The 19,758-nt window shown below is 34.4% G+C and carries 18 protein-coding genes; 11 read left to right on the top strand and 7 right to left on the bottom strand.

Annotated elements, in window-relative coordinates; genetic code table 11:
- Window positions 1-67: 67 nt before the first annotated feature.
- The 8 genes from O99_RS07210 (at window position 68) to lpxB (ending at window position 8,172) form a co-directional block, all read left to right on the top strand.
- A complete protein-coding gene (locus O99_RS07210) occupies window positions 68-370 on the top strand; it encodes a site-2 protease family protein (RefSeq protein ID WP_407636702.1) in 303 nt (100 codons plus the stop codon).
- Window positions 371-892: 522 nt separating this feature from the next.
- Entirely contained in the window at window positions 893-1,117 is a 225-nt protein-coding gene (locus O99_RS07205; protein WP_407636707.1) for a site-2 protease family protein, read from the top strand.
- 169 nt (window positions 1,118-1,286) lie between these two features.
- A complete protein-coding gene (gene bamA / locus O99_RS01875; RefSeq protein ID WP_035005990.1) occupies window positions 1,287-3,683 on the top strand; it encodes an outer membrane protein assembly factor BamA in 2,397 nt (798 codons plus the stop codon).
- Between the two features lie 67 nt (window positions 3,684-3,750).
- Entirely contained in the window at window positions 3,751-4,797 is a 1,047-nt protein-coding gene (gene lpxD, locus O99_RS01870) for a UDP-3-O-(3-hydroxymyristoyl)glucosamine N-acyltransferase (protein ID WP_035005989.1), read from the top strand.
- Between the two features lies 1 nt (window position 4,798).
- The gene (gene fabZ, locus O99_RS01865; protein WP_035005988.1) at window positions 4,799-5,266 is read left to right on the top strand and encodes a 3-hydroxyacyl-ACP dehydratase FabZ; all 468 of its coding nucleotides are present in this window, start codon (window positions 4,799-4,801) and stop codon (window positions 5,264-5,266) included.
- Window positions 5,267-5,288: 22 nt separating this feature from the next.
- Window positions 5,289-6,104 (top strand): acyl-ACP--UDP-N-acetylglucosamine O-acyltransferase, encoded by an 816-nt coding sequence (gene lpxA, locus O99_RS01860; RefSeq protein WP_035005987.1) that lies wholly within the window; start codon window positions 5,289-5,291, stop codon window positions 6,102-6,104.
- A 9-nt stretch (window positions 6,105-6,113) separates the two neighbouring features.
- Complete coding sequence (locus O99_RS01855) at window positions 6,114-6,986, top strand: LpxI family protein (protein ID WP_035005986.1); 873 nt, start codon at window positions 6,114-6,116, stop codon at window positions 6,984-6,986.
- A complete protein-coding gene (lpxB, locus tag O99_RS01850) occupies window positions 6,979-8,172 on the top strand; it encodes a lipid-A-disaccharide synthase (RefSeq protein ID WP_035005985.1) in 1,194 nt (397 codons plus the stop codon). Before O99_RS01855 ends, lpxB begins: the two co-directional genes overlap by 8 nt.
- Before the next feature lie 9 nt (window positions 8,173-8,181).
- Here lpxB and O99_RS01845 read toward each other — a convergent pair whose 3' ends face one another.
- From O99_RS01845 to gltX, 6 genes are all read right to left on the bottom strand, one after another.
- The gene (locus tag O99_RS01845) at window positions 8,182-8,961 is read right to left on the bottom strand and encodes an amino acid ABC transporter ATP-binding protein (RefSeq protein ID WP_035005983.1); all 780 of its coding nucleotides are present in this window, start codon (window positions 8,959-8,961) and stop codon (window positions 8,182-8,184) included.
- Window positions 8,962-9,041: 80 nt separating this feature from the next.
- The gene (locus O99_RS01840; protein WP_035005982.1) at window positions 9,042-9,749 is read right to left on the bottom strand and encodes an ABC transporter permease; all 708 of its coding nucleotides are present in this window, start codon (window positions 9,747-9,749) and stop codon (window positions 9,042-9,044) included.
- A gap of 4 nt (window positions 9,750-9,753) precedes the next feature.
- Window positions 9,754-10,467, bottom strand: a complete 714-nt coding sequence (locus tag O99_RS01835) for an ABC transporter permease (protein ID WP_035005981.1) — start codon at window positions 10,465-10,467, stop codon at window positions 9,754-9,756.
- A gap of 81 nt (window positions 10,468-10,548) precedes the next feature.
- Entirely contained in the window at window positions 10,549-11,301 is a 753-nt protein-coding gene (locus O99_RS01830) for a transporter substrate-binding domain-containing protein (RefSeq protein ID WP_035005980.1), read from the bottom strand.
- A 712-nt stretch (window positions 11,302-12,013) separates the two neighbouring features.
- Window positions 12,014-13,318, bottom strand: coding sequence for a citrate synthase (gene gltA, locus O99_RS01825; RefSeq protein WP_035005979.1), 1,305 nt, complete (start codon window positions 13,316-13,318; stop codon window positions 12,014-12,016).
- Between the two features lie 261 nt (window positions 13,319-13,579).
- The gene (gene gltX / locus O99_RS01820; RefSeq protein WP_035006686.1) at window positions 13,580-14,995 is read right to left on the bottom strand and encodes a glutamate--tRNA ligase; all 1,416 of its coding nucleotides are present in this window, start codon (window positions 14,993-14,995) and stop codon (window positions 13,580-13,582) included.
- Window positions 14,996-15,108: 113 nt separating this feature from the next.
- On the opposite strand from gltX, the gene O99_RS01815 reads away from it, so the two are divergent.
- Window positions 15,109-17,373 (top strand): ComEC/Rec2 family competence protein, encoded by a 2,265-nt coding sequence (locus O99_RS01815; RefSeq protein ID WP_035005978.1) that lies wholly within the window; start codon window positions 15,109-15,111, stop codon window positions 17,371-17,373.
- Between the two features lie 71 nt (window positions 17,374-17,444).
- On the opposite strand, the gene bfr is transcribed toward O99_RS01815, so the two are convergent.
- A complete protein-coding gene (gene bfr / locus O99_RS01810; protein ID WP_035005977.1) occupies window positions 17,445-17,930 on the bottom strand; it encodes a bacterioferritin in 486 nt (161 codons plus the stop codon).
- A gap of 495 nt (window positions 17,931-18,425) precedes the next feature.
- Here bfr and rpiA point away from each other — a divergent pair, with 495 nt between their 5' ends.
- The gene (rpiA, locus tag O99_RS01805) at window positions 18,426-19,130 is read left to right on the top strand and encodes a ribose-5-phosphate isomerase RpiA (RefSeq protein WP_035005976.1); all 705 of its coding nucleotides are present in this window, start codon (window positions 18,426-18,428) and stop codon (window positions 19,128-19,130) included.
- A 61-nt stretch (window positions 19,131-19,191) separates the two neighbouring features.
- The gene (locus O99_RS01800) at window positions 19,192-19,749 is read left to right on the top strand and encodes a DUF2059 domain-containing protein (RefSeq protein ID WP_035005974.1); all 558 of its coding nucleotides are present in this window, start codon (window positions 19,192-19,194) and stop codon (window positions 19,747-19,749) included.
- Window positions 19,750-19,758: the final 9 nt, after the last annotated feature.

Genomic DNA, 19,758 nt, shown 5'->3' with positions numbered 1-19,758 from the left:
TAAATGTTATTTTAACCATTTTAATTATCGTTTTTGTACATGGGATGGGACATTATCTTATTGGAAGATGGTGTGGTATTCGGGTGTCTGTTTTTTGATTGGATTTGGATCAGAATTTCTGAGTTATACAGATAAGAGAGGTACAAGGTGGTGTTTAGAGCTTTTTTTATTAGGAGGATATGTAAAATTCATTGAAGATAATAATGGACTAACATCATCGTCCAAATCATCTTCATTTACACCTGGTTCATTTATGGGCGCTCATGCTTGGAAAAGAGCAATGACTGTTTTTGCTGGTCCCTTATTCAAGGTTTTTTTTACTGTTGTTATTTTAACATTTTTTTCTTTTTTATGGACGTGTAGTTGTTGAACCGGTTTTTGGTTATCTAGAAAAAGATTCTTCAGTTATTCAAGCTGTTTTAATACGGGGGAATCATTTTGGTTGAAATGGATGGTAAACAGATTGAAAGTTTTGGAGATTTAGTAGCTTATGTAATTTTACATGGTAGAGATTCTATAGAATTAAAATAGAGTATGTAGATCAAATTTTAACGGTATTAATTAAACCTATAGTAATCAAGCGAGATGATGGATTTGGCAATCAGGTTTAGGTCGATATGATTGGTGTGAGAGTTTCTATTGTTTTCTATAATTCTGAGCGTTTAGATCCAATTTATAAGAAACATATTTGCTATAATTGGATAGAATCAATAGCAGAGTCATTAAAGAGTACAACATTGATTATTATCCAAAAAAAATCTTTTTTAGTTGTTTAATCGGTGTGTAAGGAAGACCATTGCCAATTAAGCGGTCCCTCTAAAACTGTTTAGATTGCTTGGAAAATTAGTGAAACAGGTTTGTCCTCTATGTTGCATTTTACAACTTTTTTTCAATTCGCATTGGGCTTATTAATCTTTTTCCTATTCCACCGCTTGATGGTGGACATTTATTGTTTTATATTGCTGAAGCTATGACTGGTAAGTCAGTTCCAGCTAAAATTCAGGAAATTGTTTTTCGTATAGGATTTTTTATTGTCATTGTATTTATGATTTTTGCGCTATTTAATGATTATTTTGTTGGTTTTGCTATTATTTATGGAGAATATTGTATAAATTGAGGAATAATTAAAGATTAGCAGGTTGTTTACTATATTCGCAAGATATTGTGGCGTAGTAAGCTAGGGATGGTAATTAAGTGCATAAATAGTTCCTAATAAGAAGTTGCTGTAACTTAACTTATAGGGATATGTGCCTAAAAACAAAGAGAGTATTAAGGTGAAGAGGCTAATGACTGCGAATTCGAGATTTTTAAACGCAACATCTGCATTGGTGCTAGCTATAGTTGCAGTTGTTCCAGCAGCAGCTGTTATGTCAATTGCAATGGTTGAGGAAACACAAGCATCAATTGTTCATTCTATTGAAGTTCGTGGTAACAAGTATGTAGCTGCTCAGACTATTAGAGATAATATGAGAATTAAAGCTGGAAGAAATTTTTCTGAAGGCGATATTGATGCTGAAGTGAAACGTCTTTTTGAGCTAGGATTATTTTATGATATTAAAATAAATCAGGTAGGCAATAAGCTTGTTGTAGCCGTTAAAGAATATGAGGTTGTTAATCGGATACTCTTTCAAGGGAATAAAACATTTAAAGATCCTGATCTTAAACGTTTCATTACTCTAAAACAAAATGAAACTTTCAGTTCTGATAAGCTTTCAGCCGATATAAAAGTGATTCGTGAAGCATATAAGACTGTTGGTCGCAACAATGTTTCTGTTACAGTTCAAACTATTAATTTGGGTAAAGGACGTGTAAATGTGGTTTTCAATATCGTTGAAGGCCAGAGGACAAAGATTGCCGATATTACGTTTCAAGGGAATAATACATTTGGAGTGCGTCGTTTGCGTGATGTGATTTTAACGAAGCCTTCAGGAATATTTTCGTTATTGTTGAAGGGTGACGTTTATACAGAGGATCGTCTAGCTGCAGATGAAGAGGCCCTTCGCCGTTTTTATTATAGTCGTGGTTATGCTGATTTTCGCGTTATTTCATCTAAGGCAGTTTATGATGAAAAAAATAATGCCTATAAAATTCATTTTATTCTTGATGAAGGGGCATGCTATAAAATTGGTGATATTCAGATTGAAAGTGATATTGCTGGAGTTGATACTCAGTCTCTGAAAAAGATTATTAAAACTCGTACAGGCGATGTTTATAATGCGGAACATGTTGAGCAGTCTGTAGCAATTATTAATAATAAAGTTGCTGACTCTGGATATGCCTTTGCTAAAGTTGATCCAAGAGGAAACCGTAATTTTAAGAATAATACAATTTCAATTGTTTATAACATTGAGCAAGGTCCTCGAGCGTATGTCCAGCGAATTGAGATACGTGGTAATGAAAAGACTCGTGATTATGTTATTCGGCGTGAACTTGATTTAAATGAAGGCGATGCTTACAATCAAACAATGGTGCAACGTGCAAAACGTCGACTAGAATCTCTAGGATTTTTTAAATCAGTTAATATTTCAATGGTTACGACCGATCAACCTGATCAGGTTACATTGGTTATAGATGTAGTAGAAGTTCCAACAGGAGATCTTTCTTTCTCTGGAGGGTATACGACAGGTGGTACGAGTCCAGGTATGTCACTTGAAGTATCTGTCACTGAGCGTAACCTTGGAGGGCGTGGTCAATATGTACGTTTGGGGTTAGGGGCTGGTCAAGAAAAATCTCGTAATTATAATTTATCGTTTGTTGATCCTCATTTCTTAGGTTATCGTTCATCTGCGGGTCTTGATATTTTTCGCAGTACTTATCGCGCTGATAAAGCATATGATGTACGGCAAACAGGTGGCTCGCTTCGATTTGGGTTGCCAATTAATGATAAATTATCTGCTAATTTAGCTTATTCTTATGTACAAGAAGAATATGATTTTGGTGCACAATATGATTTAACTGATGACCAAGTCGTAAAAGAATTGTACGGAAAATATTCTGGTGCAATCGTTCAAGCTGCTAAGCATAGCCCTTGGCATCGCTCGTCTATTAGTTATGGTTTAACTTATAATTCCATCGATGATATGAAAAATCCCCATGATGGTATATATGCTCGTCTTCTTCAGGAATATGCAGGGCTTGGTGGAGATGCGCAGTTCTTGAAGACAACTGGTAAGGCAATGATGTACAAGACACTCTCTGATCGAATGGATATGGTCAGTTTATTTTCTGTTGGAGCGGGTTATATATATGGAATAGGAGATGATGGTCTTCGTATTTTTGATATGTTTAAAAGCAACAATGATATGATTCGAGGCTTTAAATATAATGGAATAGGGCCGCGTCAGGTTTCTCAGTTGGGTGAAGTGTATTTCTTAGGTGGTACAACATATATGAATGGAACTGCTGAAGTGCAATTTCCTATACCTATTGTTCCTGATAGTTTAGGATTCCGTGGTGCTGTATTTTTAGATGCTGCGACACTTTATGGTAATAATTATAAGCCTGTTTTGAAAGATGAAACGCCAGTTACAAATTCTCATAGTTCATGGCGAACATCTGCGGGTATTAGTTTAATGTGGGAATCTCCATTTGGTCCGTTGCGTTTTGATTATGCTTGGCCATTAACTAAGCAAGAAGGCGATAATGTACAAAATCTGAACTTTGGTATTTCTACTAAGTTTTAATTTGGATTTTCTCTAGGAGAGTAAACTTTAAGGGAAATTACATTAGACCGGGAGAGAGAGTATTTTGATGGCGGATACATTTTTTTTTACGCCGTCTCGGCGGTTGACAGTTGCTGACGTAGTAAAGTTGACAGGTGCGAAGCTTCTTAATCCAGAGTTTTCTAATACAGTTATAAATACTCTTTCTTCTGTAGAGAGTGCTGGGGAGGGCTCTCTTGTTTTTATAGAGAATCGAAAGTTTTCTGATGCTTTATTAGGGAGCTCTGCGGTTGCTGTCTTTTGTACGAGTGATATTGTTTTTAAAGTGCCTGAAACTATTGCAGTTTTGGTGACATCTACACCGCAACGTGATTTTGCTCAAGTAGGACGTATTTTATTTCCTGCTTCTGTTAGGCCAACACCTTGGTTCGGTCAAAAAGAAATTTCACTGCATGCTCATATTCATCCAAGTGCTAAACTTGAAAATGATGTGTGTGTTGAGGCAGGAGCTGTTATTGGTAGAAACGTTGAAATTGGTTCGGGTACTCTTATTTCATCAACAGCTGTTATTGGAGAAAATTGTCGTATTGGACGTGATTGCTATATTGCTCCTAAGGTAACAGTTCAATATTCTTTAATCGGTGATAGAGTTTATATTTATCCTGGTGTTTGTATTGGGCAGGATGGTTTTGGTTACGTTCGAAGTGCTATTGGTGTTGAAAAAATTCCTCATCTTGGCCGTGTGATCATTCAAGATGGTGTAGAAATTGGTGCAAACACAACGATTGATCGCGGTACATTTGATGATACAATTATTGGCGAGGGGAGCAAAATTGATAATTTGGTGCAGATTGCTCATAATGTGAAAATTGGTCGTTATTGCCTTATTGCTGCTCAATGTGGAATCGCTGGAAGCACATCTATAGGAGATATGTCTCAGCTGGGGGGAAGTGTTGGCATTGCGGATCATATTACAATAGGTGAATGTGTTCAAATTGCTGCTGGCAGTGGTGTTATGAATGATATTCCAGATGGAGAAAAATGGGGAGGCAGTCCAGCACGGCCATTTAAACAATGGTTTCGCGAAGTGGCAGCATTGCGTAGTATCGGAAAAGTAAAAAGGGAGAAACGGTGATATGACCGATACTGAAGAAACTAAAAGTCTAGAATCTATGGATATTGATAAATTATTGTCAATATTACCACATCGTTATCCATTTTTATTGATCGATCGTATAATCGAAATTGATGGTGATCAAGAAGCTATCGGCATTAAAAATGTAACAATTAATGAACCCCATTTTACGGGACACTTTCCTGAAAAGCCAGTTATGCCTGGTGTTTTGATTTTAGAAGCTATGGCACAAACAGCGGGAGCGATTTCACTTTTAAGTTTAAATAGTAAGGAATTAGGCTTAGTTTATCTTATGACTGTTGATAATGCGAAATTTCGTAAACCGGTTACACCCGGTGATCAACTGAAAATTCATGTCCGATTATTAAAAAAACGGTCAAATATTAGACGTTTTTTATGTATTGCAAAAGTAGAAGATGTTCGCGTTGCTGAAGCAGAAGTTTCTGCAATGATTGTTGAATCAAAGTAAATAATGTAATAGGAATGTGGGAATGTCTGATACAAAAATCCATCCAACTGCTTTTGTAGAAAAAGGAGCGCAACTTGGTAAAAATGTATCAATAGGGCCGTTTTGTCATATTGGTCCAAAAGCTGTAATTGATGATGGATGTCATTTAATGAGTCATGTTGTCATAATGGGCGAGACAGTGATAGGTGCGAATAGTAAGATATTTCCTCATGCAGTTTTAGGTGCAGAGCCACAGAATAATAAACATAAAGGGGGGCATACAACTCTTTTTATTGGTAAAAACTGTATGATTCGTGAGGGTGTTACGATGCATAGAGGCTCGGATTCAAGCTCAGGAACAACAGTTGTTGGTGATAATTGTCAATTCTTTTCTTATTCTCACGTTGCACATGATTGTTGTGTAGGAAATCATGTGACATTCGCAAATAATGCAATGATTGGCGGTCATGTTATAGTTGGTGATTATGTTATTATTGGTGGTGGTGCAGCTGTTCATCAGTTTGTTCGTATCGGACATCATGCATTTATTGGTGGTGTATCTGCATTGGTTGGAGATTTGATTCCTTATGGAACGGCTGTTGGTGTACAAGCGAGACTTGCTGGACTCAATATTATTGGTATGAAGCGTGCTGGTCTTGCACGTAAAGAGATTCACGCTTTACGTCACGCAGTTTCTATGCTTTTTGATCGCAATAAACCGTTTAAAGAACGTGTTAATGACGTTTTTTCTTCTTATTCTACTTCGCAATCTGTAATTGATGTAATTAATTTTATTCAAGAAAAGGGAAAACGTTTTTATTGTACGCCTAAATTTGAAGATAACGTGATAGATTCATAAGGACTAAAAGTGCCTTCTTCTAATGCCAGAAGTTTTCTTTCCGGTAGAACTGCCATAATCGCTGGAAACGGTGTTTTACCTACTGTAGTTGCTCAAGAACTTGAAAAACGTGGACAAAATCCTTTTCTTGTTCTTTTGCGTGGTGAAGCTGATATGGCACTTTATGATTATGAGCATTGTGAACTATCAATTGTAGAATTAGCACGATTATTTAAAATTTTAAAAGCGGCTGAAATTCACAATATTATTTTAGCAGGTGGTGTGAAAAAGCGTCCATCTCTTTTGCAATTACGGCCTGATTGGACAACTTTGTCGGTTTTATCAAAGTTATTTAAGGCATTGAGAAGTGGAGATGATACATTATTAAGAGCTTTTATCCGTATTTTGGAAGACTATGGTTTTTGTGTTATTGGTGCTCATGAAGTTGTACCAGATTTACTCGCTCCAATAGAATTTAATTTAACAGTGCAACGTGCTAATTCCAAGCAGAATGCTGATATTCTTTTGGCGGCTGAAGCAGCAAGAAGCTTAGGTCGATTAGATATTGGACAAGCAGCTGTAGCTATTGATGGCCGAGTGGTAGCAGTAGAAGATTCAAAGGGAACTGATAATATGTTAAAGCGAGTTCAGGAAATGCGGGAAAGGCAGAAAATTGTCCCGCAAGGTGGTGTTCTTGTGAAATGTGTAAAACCACAACAAGATCATCGGGTGGATTTGCCATCAATTGGACCTACAACAGTAATTAATGCTGCTAAAAGTGGATTGTCTGGTATTGCAGTGGAAGCAAAGAAAAGTTTGATATTATCTTTAGAAAAAACGATAGAGGAAGCAAATAAACGTTCTTTGTTTATAGAAACATTTAGGACAACGGATAATGAATAATAGTTCTTTAAAAATTGCTGTTATTGCAGGTGAAGAATCTGGTGATTTACTTGGAGCAGACTTGATTTCTTCTTTATCTAAACAGACAGAATGCAATATTTATTTGATTGGTGTTGGAGGCAGACATTTAGAAGCATTAGGCTTGAAAAGTTTTTTTGACTTTAATGATATTGCTTTAATAGGTTTAGGAGCAGTATTAAAGAAACTGCCATTACTATTGATGCATATTCGTAATTTGTCTAAGTTCATTGTACAGGAACAACCTGATTGTTTAATTATTATTGACAGTCCTGATTTTACTCATCGTGTTGCAAAAAGAGTACGCACTTTAGCACCTTCTATTCCTATTATTCAATATGTTGCGCCAACTGTTTGGGCATGGCGGCCAGAACGTGCTAAAATTATGCGTAAATTTGTTGATCATATATTGGCTATTTTTCCGTTTGAAGAAAAGATTATAAAAGATTTGAATGGACCAGATACAACTTATGTTGGGCATCGTCTTTTAACCTATCCCCCGCTTTTAGCTGTTCAATCGAAAAAAAAGCGTTTACGTAATGAACCAATATTGCAACCTACAATTGTCGTTTTGCCAGGATCACGGAGGTCAGAGATACGCAGTTTGATGCCTATTTTTGGACAAGCAATAGAAATTGTTAAACAACGTATTCCTCATTTACGTATTATTTTACCAACTTTACCGTATTTAATAAATGAGATTCATCTTTTAACGCAAGATTGGAAAAATGAGGTTGAGATTGTTGTTGGTGAAGATGAGAAATGGTCTGCTTTTGCAGAAGCTGATGTTGCACTTGCAGCGTTAGGAACAGTTTCACTTGAATTAGCGCTGGCAAGAATTCCGATGATTCTTTGCTATAAGCTTGATTATTTTTTTAAATTATTTTTTTTTTCAAAAGTATTACTATGGAGTTCTGCTCTTCCGAATATTATTGCTGATAAGCCTGTTGTGTCCGAATATTTTAATGAATTTTTGCGACCTGGCATGTTAGCAAGGCAGATAGAACAACTTTTACATAACCATTTATTACGGCATGTACAATTTGATTCCTTTGATATAATAGAGACGAAAATGAAAACAGAAGTGCCATCAGAAGATATTGCTGCTCAAACGATTATACGCTTTCTTAAGGAAAAAACAGAGCATAAAAAATTGCTGATACCATAATGTTTATGGCTAATGTTTGATTTTAGCTAGAAAATCACGAGCACGTTGGCTTTTAGGATTAGTAAAAAATGTGCTCGATGTTGTGTCTTCAATAATTTTTCCGTTTTCTAAAAAGAGTATCCTCTCTGAAACTTTGTGAGCGAACCCCATTTCATGGGTAACGCAAAGCATTGTTATTCCGGTATTTGCTAGTTGAGCCATAACCTCTAAGACTTCTCCAACGCTTTCTGGATCAAGTGCTGACGTTGGTTCATCAAAAAGCATTATTTGAGGTTCCATACAAAGAGCACGTGCTATAGCTACACGCTGTTTTTGTCCACCAGATAGTTGTAAAGGATACTTATTACAGTGTTTTTCAACACCAACTTGTGTAAGGTAATGGATTGCTTTTTCTGTTGCTTGTTGTTTAGAAAGTTTGTGAACGGTTATAGGTGCTAAGATACAATTTTGTATAACGGTCATGTGAGGAAATAAATTAAAGTTTTGAAAAAGCATTCCTATTGTACGTAAAATATTTTTTTGTTGTTGTATGGGAGCTGTATTAATATCAACATTGTTGACTAAAATTGAACCTTCTTGTGCTTGCTCCAATTGATTAATACAACGAATTAGAGTTGATTTTCCTGATCCTGACGGACCGCAAATAACAATACGTTCGCCAGTTTCTATATCTAAGTTGATATCACATAGTACCTGAAAATCCCCATACCATTTATTTAAGTGGCGGATAGAGATAATCAAACTTTTTGTATTATCAATAGGATGATTATTTTTATTTTCTAGATTCATTTTTCATTTTCTCAATTGATAAATAAATAGATTAATTTAGCATTTTGATTGGGCGAAAAGCTTTTATAATGATTTTTTATCTATCGTAAATATCGGGTTAGATAGTGTTCAATCAAAATAATAACTCGATGAATAAGCTCGACGATAATAAGATAAATAATAGCAGCCCAAACATAAACTTGGAAATCAAAAGTACGTGAGTAAATTAGTTTAGTTGTACCCATTAAATCATAGACAGTTACGAGTGAAGCAATAGCACTAGATTTAGTCATTAAAATAAATTCATTTCCTAAGGGGCGTAATGCTACTACCATCGCTTGTGGAAAAATAATTTTGAAAAATGTTGTAGAGCGATTCAGTCCTAAAGCTTTTGATGCTTCTCGCTGTTCTGCTGCTACTGCTAATAAGCTGCCTCTAAAGATTTCAGCTTGATAGGCAGCAGAATTAAGCGAAAAAATAAAAAGACAACAATACCAAGCATTTTGAAAAAACCACCATAAGCCAATTTGTTGCCAGAAGCTACTCAACGATCCAAGTCCATAGTAGAAGAGAAAGAGCTGTGCCAATAAAGGAGAACTGCGAAAAAAGTAGATATAAGCACGCGCCAAATATTGTAAGGGTTTATTATTAGATAAACGTATGAATGTGATCAATATGCCAAGAAGAAGTCCTATTGAACAAGAAATAGAAACAAGTTTTAAAGTAACAATAAAGCCATCAAATAATTTTAGGCTATAACGGTTTAAAAGTGCAGGATTAAAAAGAAAATAGGGCGCATCAGAAATCATTAGATTAGTACCTTTTATTCCTACTTGAGTGCATTTTATCTAGATAACGTAAAATTGCTGAAGAAACTGCTGAAAATAATAGATAGAGTAAGCATGCTACAAGATAAAACAAAATAGGTTCATTGGTTGCTGTAGCAGCTAAATTAGTTTGTCGCATGAGATCAAGCAGTGAGATAGTTGAAACGAGGGATGTATCTTTAAGCAGAGTAAGCCAATTGTTAGACAGGCCTGGTAAAGCATTGTGGAGAAGTTGAGGAAAAACAATCCGGAAAAATGTTGTTGAGCGTGAGAGACCTAGAACTTGCGCTGCTTCATATTGGCTTTTATCAAACATCTTAAATGCCGCAAGCCAAACTTCACAAGAAAAAGCTGCAAAAACCATACTGAATGCAAGAACACCAGCAATAAAAGCATTAATACTAAATATTATGTCAATATTTAAGAAATCAAATATAGCTTGAATACAGTTTTGTAAGCCATAATAAACGAAAAACAATGTTAAAATTTCTGGTAGTCCGCGAAATACGGATGAAAATAAAGTTGCTATAGCTTTAAGTATCCTGATATTGGATTGAATCATTGTTGCGTTCATAAGCCCTAAAGGAAGACCTAAAATTATGGAGCATAGAGCTAATGATAATGTCATTCCTGCACTTGTCAGGATTACCATACCCCACCCACCATTGCTAAATGATAGCAATGATAAACTGTCAATCATCTCCATTCTCCTAATAAAGGTTTAAAGTAATTATTTGCTGAAAACGTAAATCATTTGCTCAATTTGTAATTAATTTTATACTTAATAAGTATCAATTTGGAAGTATTTTTTAGTAATTTTATCATATGTTCCATCATTACGGATTTCTTTTATGGCTTTATTGAACTGATTTTTAAGATCGTCATTGTTTTGGCGTATAGCAATTGCAATAGGAAGTTCAGTTCCTTCAATACTTCCTAAAAAATGGCAACAATCTTTTCCTTTGTGTTTAAACCAATCTAATATTTGTAATTTATCAAGAATAACGACATCAAGGCGGTTACTTAACAAATCACGTATTACTTCTTTTGTTGTGGGATAGAGTTTAATATTCACCCCTTTAGATGCATAATGATTTTCTGCATATATAGCTTGTGTTGTGTTTAATTGTACACCAAGATTTTTTCCTTTAAATGCTTCTACTGAGATTTCTTTAATTTGTGAATCTTTAGGAACAATTGCAGCTAATTCTGTACTGTAATAAGCATCTGTAAAGTCAATTTTTTTTAGTCGCTCTTGTGTAGGGGATAGAGATGCAATAATAGCATCATATTTTTTAGCAAGAAGGCCTAGGATAATTCCATCAAAATCTTGAATAGTGATAACACATTCAATTTTCATCTTTTTGCAAAGCGCATGAGTTATATCAATATCAAAACCATGAAGTTTATTATTTGAGTCAATATAATTGAATGGAGGATAGGAGCCTTCAGTTGCAATTGTCAACGTTTTAGCATTAACGAATTGGGAAAATAGTGTTGCACTTATTATGAAAGCTGCAGCCAATAATTTCATTATCCTCTCCTATGAAGTGCACAAAGAGATACTATGCTATGACATATTTTATAATCTGTAAGCTTTATGAAGAGCAATACAAAAATTTATTGGTATTGATTTAATTATAATCATAACAAGTCTTTATCATGTTAGGAGTATATAATATCTGTACAGGAAGAAATTCACAGTAAGTAAAATATGAGTTGTATTTTCATTATCTCTATATAAGCATTATTTTAAATTAATGATGCTATAGTTTAATATTTTGGGAATGGCTGGGCACTGTTCTATTATGTTGCAATAAACATGTTTTAATGTCGTCAGTTTGCATTTAGTAAGAAACATATCAAGCATAGAAAACATGATAAATAATTTTAAGAATGGTAAAATATCGATAAAAAGTAGTGATAGAATAGATTTACTAGCTTAACGTCATTTTTTAGTAAAATGATTAAATCTTTCACGGTTTGAAGTAGTTTCTATAGCCTCTTTATTTGTTATTGACATAACATATCTTTAAAGAGCATGGTCTATTAGAATGCAAGTTAAGCCGCGGCTAGGAAGAATTAAATGTAATATAAGACCTTATTTTAACTTAATATGACGTCTTTATGTTTTTAAAAATAGAAAGATCAATATACTCTATCTGATAAAAATGAGATTGGTAATTGGAAGGAAATACCAAAAAAAAATAAAGCCCCAATAAATTAAGGCTTTATTAATTGATTTTTTATTTTTTTGAATTTGTGCGGTCGTTTATCGGAATATATTCACGTGTTGAAGGACCTGTATACAGTTGGCGTGGACGGCCAATTTTTTGTGCTGGATCTTCAATCATTTCTTTCCATTGTGCAACCCAGCCAACACTACGTGCTAACGCAAAGAGAACAGTAAACATTTCAGTTGGAAAACCTAAGGCTTTTAATGTGATACCAGAATAGAAATCAACATTAGGATAAAGCTTTTTTTCAATAAAGTATTCATCATTTAGAGCAATTTTTTCAAGTTCCATAGCAATATCAAGAAGTGGATCATCTTGAATATTGAGTTCTTTTAAGACTTCATGGCAGGTTTGTTGCATGATTTTTGCACGTGGATCATAATTTTTATAGACACGATGACCAAAACCCATAAGACGAAAACGATCATTTTTATCTTTTGCACGTGCGATAAACTCAGGAATTTTTTGAACAGTGCCTATTTCTTGCAGCATTTTTAGACATGTTTCATTAGCACCACCGTGCGCTGGTCCCCAAAGGCATGCTACACCTGCTGCTATACACGCAAATGGATTAGCTCCTGATGAACCAGCAAGACGTACCGTTGATGTAGATGCATTTTGCTCATGATCTGCATGAAGGGTGAAAATTCGGTCCATAGCTCGAGCAAGTACTGGATTAATTTTATATTCTTGGCAAGGAACAGAAAAGCACATATGAAGGAAGTTTGCAGCATAACTGAGATCGTTACGGGGATAAATAAATGGTTGCCCAATACTGTATTTATATGCCATCGCAGCAAGGGTTGGTACTTTGGAAATAAGACGAATAGAAGCAATCATTCTCTGTTGGGAATCTGTAATATCAATGGAATCATGATAGAATGCAGACATTGCTCCAAGGCAAGCAACCATAACAGCCATAGGATGAGAATCACGACGAAAGCCATGGAAAAATCTTGCAAATTGTTCATGCACCATCGTGTGTTGCATAATACGGTAGTCAAAATCAATTTTTTCTTGTTTGGTTGGTAGTTCTCCATAAAGCAAAAGATAACAGCTTTCGAGAAAGTCACCTTTTTCAGCAAGTTGGTCAATAGAATAACCGCGATAAAGTAGGACTCCTTTGTCACCATCGATATACGTGATTTTTGATTCACAAGAGGCAGTTGAGGTAAAGCCAGGATCATAAGTAAAGGTATCAGTTTCTTTATAAAGAGATGCAATCTCAATGACATCAGGGCCAATGGTACCTTTACGGACAGGTAATTCTATTTTTTTACCATTGACAGTCATATATGCTTTATTTTCGGACATTAAATATTTCCTTTCAGTGCTTCCATTTTTTTAAATTGATATGCTGTTTTATTAGCTATAGCAATTTATAGTTAAAGCTTTTCCTACCTATTTTAAGAATAGATTGAATCTAAAATTTTGTTTATGCAATCTGAAATATTGTTTAGCATAGTTTTTTTTAATATTTATTTCAATTTTTTAAATTAAAAAACAAATTTATTTTTCATTGAGAGAATTATACTTTAATATTTTCTAGTTTTATATATTAAATTAATATACTGTTCAGGTAATTTGGTCATTAATGCGGTTCAGGGACTCATCTTTTCCTAATAAGATAAGCATATCAAAAATTCCTGGTGATGTTACGCGTCCTGTGAGGGCGGCTCGAAGTGGTTGAACAACAGCTCCAAATTTAAGTTTTTGTATTTGTGCATAATGTCGGATGGTTTCATCCAAAGTTTTTGCATCCCATTTTTGGCATGACATTAGAATAGGATAAATTCCTTTTAAAATAGTTTGACCATTTTCATCTAAGAGTGTTTTTGCTTGTTCATTAAGAGGCAACGGTCGTTGTGCGAAGATAAATGATGCGTCATTAATAAGTTCAAGCAACGTTTTTGAACGTTCTTTCAGAATTGGTATTGCAGCTAGAAATTGCGCACGATGTTTTTCATCAAGTTGTTTTGTTATTTTTAATTCATTTGCATTTTCTGGTAAAATATTAAATGCAGCATCACATAGATCTTGATTATTACTTAGACGCATATAGTGTCCGTTGATGGCATCTAATTTTTTGAAATCAAAACGAGCAGCACTTTTATTGATATCATCAATATCAAACCAGGCAATCATGTCTTCTATTGAAATAATTTCATCATTACCATGGCTCCAACCTAGACGAACAAGGTAATTGAGCAAGGCAATGGGGAGATATCCCATTTTCCGATATGCATCAATACCTAGCGCACCGTGCCGTTTTGATAATTTTGCACCGTTTTCACCATGGATGAGCGGAATATGGGCCATAACAGGGATATCCCATCCCATTGCATTGAAGATAATTGCTTGGCGAGCTGCATTTGTAAGATGATCATTACCACGAATTATATGTGTTACCCCCATATCATGATCATCAACAACAACAGCATGCATGTAAGTTGGAGAACCATCAGAACGTAAAATTATAAAGTCATCTAGATCTTTATTAGGAAAGCGAATATCACCTTGAACACGATCGTGCAAAATTGTTTCACCATCTTGTGGAGCTTTAATTCGAATGACAGGTTTGATTCCTTTAGGGGCTTCAGAAATATCACGATCGCGCCAGCGCCCATCATAGCGTGCTGGGAGACCTTTTGCAAAAGCATTCTCACGCATTTCAGCTAATTCTTCAAGTGTTGCATAGCAATAATAAGCTTTGCCATCTTTTACCAGTTGTTCAGCAACTTGACGGTGACGCTCTGCTCGTTTGAATTGTGAAATAGGATCTCCTTCATACTGGAGTCCCATCCAGTGCAAACCATCTATGATAGCTTTAACTGCAGCTTCTGTTGAACGTTCTCGATCTGTATCTTCAATACGTAAAAGCATTTTTCCTCCAGTATGTTTTGCATAAAGCCAGTTAAAAAGTGCGGTACGAGCGCTACCAATATGAAGGAATCCTGTAGGAGATGGTGCAAAACGGGTAATAACAGACACAGACATTATCCTCTAAAATTAAGATGTTATTTATGAATTTTATTGAAGAACTATGTTAGCATAGGTATTAGGGTGTGCAATAGCCGCATTGCAAGTAAAGTGGGGATTTACGGATGTTAGATCAAAATAAAGTTAAAGATGATCTACCAGGAGGTTTTTTCTCACAAAGAAAAAGTCTTGTTTTGTTACAGAAGGGTGATCGGTTTGTTATTGATGGTGCAAGCAATGCTATCTATAATAGGAAAGAGGACTCTTTATTTTCCTTTTTTAAGGAAAAAGTAGTTTTTTTCTGGAAGTGGCTGATAGATTGTATAAACAGAGAAATTTCTTTTGGGCTGCTTTTCTTATTAGTTTTTGTCTTTTTTTCTACAGGCATTATTTTTTATTTCAGCTTAGAGCAAGAACCAAGTTGGAAACAATTTGTTATATTGATTATTATATTCCCTAGCCTGTTATATGTTTTACGGTGTTATCGGAAGATATGGTTTATAACTGGATTTTTATTTTGTATTGTATTAGGCGCTTTGGCTGCAAAAATAGAAACATGGCATATGTCTACGCCAATGTTGAGTCGCGATGTTGTTACCATATTAACAGGACGAATTGTTTCTATTAAGTCTGTAGGGAAAGGGGGATTTCGTTTAAAAGTAGATGTTTTGAAGACAGAAAAACCTACTTTATCTTATAATCTCAATCGGGTGCATTTAGTCGCAAAGTCTTTACCAGATGGGTTAACTCCTGGAGATGGCTTATATGGGAAAGTAAAGCTTCGTGCTTTATCTGGAGCGATACGTCCAGGAAGTTATGATTTTAGTTTTCATAATTATTTTAAAAGAATTGGTGCACAGGGATTTTATTTAGGAAAACCCAAAAAGATATCAGTTCTTCAGCCTGATATGATGCTAGGAAAAGTTTTACAAAAAATTGAAAATTTACGCATGCAAATGACTGAAAAAATTGTTAAAGCGGTTGGTGGAGAAGGAGGGAGAGTTTCTGCTGCTTTAATAACAGGGCAGAGAGGGGGTATTTCACATAATACCAATGAAGCATTACGTATAGCCGGATTGGCACATATTTTATCAATATCAGGTCTGCATATGGCTTTACTGAGTGGTATGGTTTTTATTATTATACGGAGCTTTTTTGCATTTTTTCCAGTCTTTTCCTCTTATTACTCAGTTAAAAAATTTGCTGCCATTGCTGCATTAATAGTTACAGCTTTTTATTTGATATTGTCTGGTGCAAATATTGCTGCACAAAGAAGTTTTTTGATGGTAGCTGTTATGTTGGTTGCTATATTATGTAATCGCTCTGCTGTAACAATGCGTAATTTTGCTATTGCTGGTTTAGTAACTGTAGCTATAAGTCCGCATGAGATATTAGAGCCTAGTTTTCAAATGTCATTTTCTGCAACCGTAGCTTTGATTGCTGCTTTTTCCTGGTGGAGTGATGGGTATTGCTCTTGTAAAGGAAATACAGCACCTTCTTATATTGGAGGAAAGGTGCTTCGTTTTGTCTTTTTATCCGTTGTTTCAACTTGTATGTCCTCATTAGTAGCTGGTTCTGCAAGTGGGATTTATGCAGCTTATCATTTTTCTAATGTAGCTCTTTTAGGTGTTATCAGTAATGCTTTAGCTTTGCCTATAGTATCAATTTTCATCATGCCATTTGGACTACTTTCAGCCTTTTCAATGTTTTTTGGGCTTGAATGGTGGCCTTTGCAGATTATGGGATTTGGTACGAACCTTATGATAAAAATTGCTTATGCAATACAGGCTATTTCTCCTGTTTTAAATCCTGGATTTATCCCGCTATCTGCATTGATTTTATTAAGTATCGGTTTAGTTGGGCTCACTTTTTTAAAAACGGCTATTAGACTCTTCTTTGTTTTTTTTATTTTGGCAGGTATTCTGGTTTGTATGATGCAGTCACCTGTACAGTTAATCATAGCAGATGATATGAAAATTGTAGGTGTTTTGAATGACAAGATATTATATGTTGATCGTTATCATCCTTCTAAGTTTACAATATCTTTATGGGAAAAATCGTTTCGCATAAATAAAACCATTAAACCAACAAAAATTGGTCCATCTCTCAAAGGACAATTTATTTGTGATGATAAGATCTGTACAACTTTATTAGAAAATGGATTTAAAATTGCTATTTTATACGGAGAGACAGATCATTGCATAAAAGCAGATATCATAATTAAAAAACATGCAACAAGCAATGAAACATGCGATTCAATAAATGCAATAACATTTACGTCTCAACAATTATTATCGCGAGGAAGTGTTATACTGACTAAAAACAAAAGCACTCTTTGGTCTTCTGCAGGTTTTTATAGACCATGGAATATTCATAGAAAAAATTTATAAAGGCTAGCTAATTTATAGCCTCTATATAAATTTTATAATAACTTCATTTCACAAATGAGATAATAGTTTTTCTAACATTCACATTCAGCAGAGCTTGCATTGAGCTGACTATATTTCTCTTCTCCCATTGTTTTAAAAAGCTGAAGTTGAGTTTCAAGAAAATCAATATGATTTTCTTCGTCTTCAAGCAATTCATCAAACAATTTCTTTGAGACATGATCAGAAAGCTTAGCACAAATTTCACGTGATTTTAAATAAAATTCTCGAGCTTCATATTCACTGGCAAGATCACATTCTAAAATATCCTTGAGGTTTTTTCCAATACGTAAAGGCTCAGAAGTTTGAATATTTGGATGTCCTTCAAGAAAAGTAATACGCTTAATGAGTTTATCTACATGTTCCATTTCTTCTATAGATTCTTTGCGCTCTATTTTAGCTAATTTGATATAGCCCCAGTTTTCTATAAGAGAAGAATGCAACAAATATTGATTAACAGCACTAAGCTCAAGAGAAAGAGCTTTATTGAGTTGCTCGATAACTTGTGGATGACCTTTCATAGTATTCTATTGTCCTATTTTGTTTTTAGTACTAGATACGACTAATACAAGAAATGATACTAATATATTGCCTTGATTAAGTGTTGGGCTAGTCCTCTTTATCCTTGATGTGAATGATTCAATAACATGAGGAAAATGAACTGGCACATTTTACTACATCATTCGATTAATTTATAAATTAATTAGAAAGAATCAATAGCTAATAATCATTTTTTTAAAGTAGGCATTTTCTTGATATTTTCCTGCTTTATAAGCCTATAGGAGCATACTTTGTATTAGGATTTTTAAATAATTATTTTATAAATTATAAGCCTTTTATTAAAAAACAGAATAGTTAATTACTGTATTCTATATAAGTTAATTACTGTATTCTATATAACAAGTCTTATTTCCAATAAGCTAACAAATAAAGTTATAGCTGCTTAGAGCGATAAATCGTTTTTTATAATTCATAATAAATATTGCTCATTGAATTGATATAAAGGAAGGTAATGTATGGATATCCAAAAATTAAAAAAAATGGCTGCTGCTCAAGCGCTTGAATTTGTGCAAGATGATATGAATCTTGGTATAGGCTCTGGTTCTACAGTAAATGAATTTATTCGTCTTCTTGGTGAGTGCATTACAAATGGTTTAAGGATAACTGGTGTTGCTACTTCATATCATTCTGAGCATTTATGTCGTCAGTTTGGAGTGCCTATTACTACTTTAGATAAAATATCTAAGCTTGATCTTTGTATTGATGGAGCTGATGAAATCGATCCTCAGATGAGCTTGATCAAAGGAAGGGGTGGAGCATTATTGCATGAAAAAATTGTAGCATCTGCATCTGATGAGATGTTTATTATTGCTGATGAAACAAAGATGGTAAAAACGCTTGGTGCTTCTGGGGTGCCAATAGAAGTTAATCCATTTGGGATGAATGCTACATGCAAAGCGATTGAAAAGGTAGTGAATAATTTAGGACTTTCAGGAGAAATTAAATTACGTATGAATGGAGATATTCCTTTTGAGACTGATGGCGGTCATTTTATTGTTGATGCATTTTTAGGATCTATTCTAAATCCAAAAGAATTATCAGATGCGTTATTGGGAGTTCCTGGTGTTGTTGAACATGGTCTTTTTTTAGGTTTTGCTTCTCGTGTAATTGTAGCTATGGCAGATGGTACAATAAAATTTTTAGAATCATCTAGTAATTGAAAACTTGTTAAAAATTTAAAATAATAAATTCAAACTATAATTCTATGGAGTCATCATTATTATGAGAATAACAGTTTTTTTTCAGAAACTTATAACATTACTTAGTGCAGTTGCTATTTTGATTGTGAATATTCAAATAACTTATGCGCAAGATGTGAGTGATAAACATTTAGATTCAGCTAAAAAGGTGATTAGTGCTATTCGTGCAACTGATCAGTTTGATAGTTTTTTACCAATGGCAGCACGTGATATTAAAGAAAAATTAATAAGTAATGATCCAAACTTAGAAAAAAATATTTCTGTAATTGTTGATAAAGAAGCGCTTGCTTTAGCTAAACGGCGTGCTGATTTAGAGAAAGAAGTGGCCTATGTATATGCAAAGCATTTTAGTCAGGAAGAACTTGATAAAATTTCAGCATTTTACAGTTCTGATGTTGGTAAAAAATTTTTGATGACAGTTCCAGATGTTGCGCGCGATGCTTATTCTGCATTTGATGCATGGTCTTCTACTGTAATACAGGATCTTATAAAAAATGTAGAAAAAGAAATGTCCCAAACACTTAACTTAAATAATTCTATTACTCCTATGGAATCTACTTCTTCACAATCTCCAATGTAATTCATTAGT

The sequence above is a fragment of the Bartonella rochalimae ATCC BAA-1498 genome (genome assembly GCF_000706645.1).
Classification (GTDB): domain Bacteria; phylum Pseudomonadota; class Alphaproteobacteria; order Rhizobiales; family Rhizobiaceae; genus Bartonella; species Bartonella rochalimae.
The sequence above is the reverse complement of the archived record's forward strand: the minus strand, read 5'-3'. Positions and strand labels throughout refer to the sequence as shown.

Excerpts from the sequence above, each read along its gene's own strand:
- fabZ (WP_035005988.1), top strand. The coding sequence starts at position 4,799 with ATGACCGATACTGAAGAAACTAAAAGTCTAGAATCTATGGATATTGAT.
- O99_RS01815 (WP_035005978.1), top strand. The coding sequence starts at position 15,109 with ATGTTAGATCAAAATAAAGTTAAAGATGATCTACCAGGAGGTTTTTTC.
- lpxB (WP_035005985.1), top strand. The coding sequence starts at position 6,979 with ATGAATAATAGTTCTTTAAAAATTGCTGTTATTGCAGGTGAAGAATCT.
- O99_RS01840 (WP_035005982.1), bottom strand. The coding sequence starts at position 9,749 with ATGATTTCTGATGCGCCCTATTTTCTTTTTAATCCTGCACTTTTAAAC.
- bfr (WP_035005977.1), bottom strand. The coding sequence starts at position 17,930 with ATGAAAGGTCATCCACAAGTTATCGAGCAACTCAATAAAGCTCTTTCT.
- lpxD (WP_035005989.1), top strand. The coding sequence starts at position 3,751 with ATGGCGGATACATTTTTTTTTACGCCGTCTCGGCGGTTGACAGTTGCT.
- O99_RS01845 (WP_035005983.1), bottom strand. The coding sequence starts at position 8,961 with ATGAATCTAGAAAATAAAAATAATCATCCTATTGATAATACAAAAAGT.
- bamA (WP_035005990.1), top strand. The coding sequence starts at position 1,287 with ATGACTGCGAATTCGAGATTTTTAAACGCAACATCTGCATTGGTGCTA.
- O99_RS01800 (WP_035005974.1), top strand. The coding sequence starts at position 19,192 with ATGAGAATAACAGTTTTTTTTCAGAAACTTATAACATTACTTAGTGCA.
- lpxA (WP_035005987.1), top strand. The coding sequence starts at position 5,289 with ATGTCTGATACAAAAATCCATCCAACTGCTTTTGTAGAAAAAGGAGCG.
- rpiA (WP_035005976.1), top strand. The coding sequence starts at position 18,426 with ATGGATATCCAAAAATTAAAAAAAATGGCTGCTGCTCAAGCGCTTGAA.
- O99_RS01830 (WP_035005980.1), bottom strand. The coding sequence starts at position 11,301 with ATGAAATTATTGGCTGCAGCTTTCATAATAAGTGCAACACTATTTTCC.
- O99_RS07210 (WP_407636702.1), top strand. The coding sequence starts at position 68 with ATGGTGTGGTATTCGGGTGTCTGTTTTTTGATTGGATTTGGATCAGAA.
- gltA (WP_035005979.1), bottom strand. The coding sequence starts at position 13,318 with ATGTCCGAAAATAAAGCATATATGACTGTCAATGGTAAAAAAATAGAA.
- O99_RS01835 (WP_035005981.1), bottom strand. The coding sequence starts at position 10,467 with ATGATTGACAGTTTATCATTGCTATCATTTAGCAATGGTGGGTGGGGT.